A 2,665-nucleotide genomic window follows, 5' to 3' on the forward strand; every position below is an offset into this window, starting at 1 on the left:
CTTCTGCGCTGATCAAGAGCATCCGAGGTTCCGACCCCGACGCAGCGATCTATTATCTTGCACGCCTTATCGAGGGGGGAGAACCGCCTGAATTTATCGCACGCCGTCTCGTGATCCTCTCCAGTGAAGATGTCGGCAATGCGAATCCACAGGCGTTGACATTGACCACCTCGGCGATGATGAGTGTCAAACAAATCGGCTATCCCGAAGCGCGTATAATCCTCGCACAAGCGGTGATCTATCTCTGTGCATCTCCGAAATCGAATACGTCCTATAACGCGATCAATGCCGCGCAAAGTGCGGTGAAAAACGGAGTGATCCTCGATATTCCCGAGCACTTGCGCCAACAGCACAAAGGGTATTTGTATCCGCATGATTTTGGGGGCTGGGTAGAGCAAAAGTACCTCTCAAAACCGCTCAAATTTGTCGAGTTTAAAAACAGCGGTTATGAAGCGAAGATGGGGGAATGGATAGAGAAGGTGTGGGGGGGAAGGGAAAGTTAATCTTCTTCCCGTTAGATATTGTAATAGATCGCCTCTTTATGATGAACAACCAATGCCGTCGTACTTTGTTCAGGATGGATTTGGAATGTCTCAGAGAGGGTAATACCGAACTCTTCGGGTTTGAGCAAATCAAAAATAATCCGACTCGGTTCCAAATCAGGACATGCAGGATAGCCGAAACTGTAACGTGCCCCCGCGTAACGGTTTAGGCGGACATCACGCAGGCTAAACCCCTCATCATCATGTGCGATATTTAAATCCAAACGGATTTGTTTGTGTGCTACTTCGGCTAATGCTTCGGCAAGTTCTACTCCAAACCCATGTACCATGTTATATTCGAGATATTCATTATTAGCGTAGAGCTCTTTTTCATACTCACTGAATTTATCCCCGATACTCACACATGTTAGCGGCAATATATCATCTCGGGTGTGACTAAAAAAGTCACTTAAAGCACGATGCGGATTTTTACGTTGGCGCGGAAATTCAAAAACGTACTTAGCGTTTCCGATCACTTCATCCAGCGGCTGTCGATTGGCATTCTCATCGATATTCCATCCGTAGCTCTCATCGAAAATAAGGAGTTCTTGGTCACTGCTTCGGACGGGGTAGTATCCGTAAATGACAGTCGGGTCAAACAACCCCCGTTTGATGATCTCTTTTTTGATTCGCTCATAGGCGGGATAGACTTTGCTTTCCATGAGCTTTTTGTACTCTTCTACCGGCATCCCCGCGCGTTTGTATCCCCAGTGCATTTTAAAGAGGCTACGTTTGTTAATCCAGCCGCACACCATCTCAAAATCGAGTTGCTCTTTGCGCAGAACCCGTCGTCCCCAAAACGGAGGAGTCGGAATTTTCACAACGCTTGGCATTTTTATCTCTGCGTATGGCGGGATTACAACATCGATCACCTCTTTGGCAGGTTTTTCAATCATATCACCGCCGAGGCGGGTATCGAGCTCGACACTTGGATCGGCATTGTATTTCTCGATGCGGCTCATCGCGATAACGCCATCAAACGCGTCGCGACAGTAAAAGATTGCTCCGTTATAGATCGGTCGGCAAAAATCATCGACGAAACTTCGGGTGAGTGCCGCACCACCCAGCAATACAGGGGTAGTGATCCCATGGGAAGCCATGATTTCAAGATTGTCTTTCATCACTTGGGTTGATTTCACAAGTAATCCTGACATCCCGATGGCGTGAATATCCTGTGTTTTCATAACGTCGAGATACTCTTCGAGTTCGGTTTTGATCCCGATATTGATCACCTTGAACCCGTTGTTGGAGAGGATAATATCGACGAGGTTTTTTCCTACGTCGTGAACATCCCCTTTGACGGTGCCGATCACGAGGGTGGTATCGGTCTCTTTTTCCTGTTTCGAGAGGTAGGGGTTGAGATAATCGACGGTCGTTTTCATCGTCTCGGCACTTTGCAAGACAAACGGTAACTGCATTTTCCCCGATCCGAAAAGCTCACCGACGATTTTCATCGCATCGATGAGGATCTCATTGACGATGCGGTCAGGGTTGATCGTGTGGCGCGCTTTTTCTACCAGAGGGATCATCCGCTCTTTATCCCCATCAAGGAGGAGTTGGGCAATTTTTTCCTCATCGCTCATTGCCTCATAGGCTTCATCGTTTTTGCCGTTATCAATGGTTTTATTACTGAAATGGCCGATAAATTTAAAGAGCGATTGATCATCGGGATGGAACAGTAGCTCTTCACAAATCTCTCGATCTTCCTGCGACATTTTGGCAAGCGGTACGATGTGTTTGACGTTGATGATGACCGAGGTCATTCCCGCTTCGAGACAGTGGTGTAAAAAGACACTGTTCAAAAAGACACGGGCATTCATGCTAAGACCGAACGAGATGTTGGAGAGTCCCAGTGTCGAGCCGACGTTCGGATATTTGGCGTGAAGTTGACGGATTGCCTCTAATGTTTGGATCGCAGCATCTCGGTACTCTACATCACCGCTTCCGACCGTAAAGGTGAGCATATCAAACATCAGATTACGGGGATCGATGTGATGGCGGTTGACACACAAATCGTAGATGCGCTCTGCAATGCGCATTTTATCTGCCGTCGTTTTCGCCATCCCTTTTTCATCGATGACGAGACACACGAGGGCGGTTCCGAATTTTTTGGCGAGAGAACA

At 47.7% G+C, this 2,665-nt stretch carries 1 protein-coding gene and 1 pseudogene; one reads left to right on the forward strand and one right to left on the reverse strand.

Annotated features, from left to right (window positions below):
* Positions 1 to 503, forward strand: a pseudogene (locus tag WA010_RS01740) (recombinase RarA); the annotation flags it as partial.
* A gap of 11 nt (positions 504 to 514) precedes the next feature.
* On the opposite strand, the gene WA010_RS01745 reads toward WA010_RS01740, so the two are convergent.
* The coding region (locus WA010_RS01745; RefSeq protein WP_422555456.1) for a vitamin B12 dependent-methionine synthase activation domain-containing protein at positions 515 to 2,665 on the reverse strand (2,151 nt) is incomplete at its 5' end.

It is taken from the genome of Sulfuricurvum sp. (assembly GCF_049305995.1).
Classification (GTDB): domain Bacteria; phylum Campylobacterota; class Campylobacteria; order Campylobacterales; family Sulfurimonadaceae; genus Sulfuricurvum.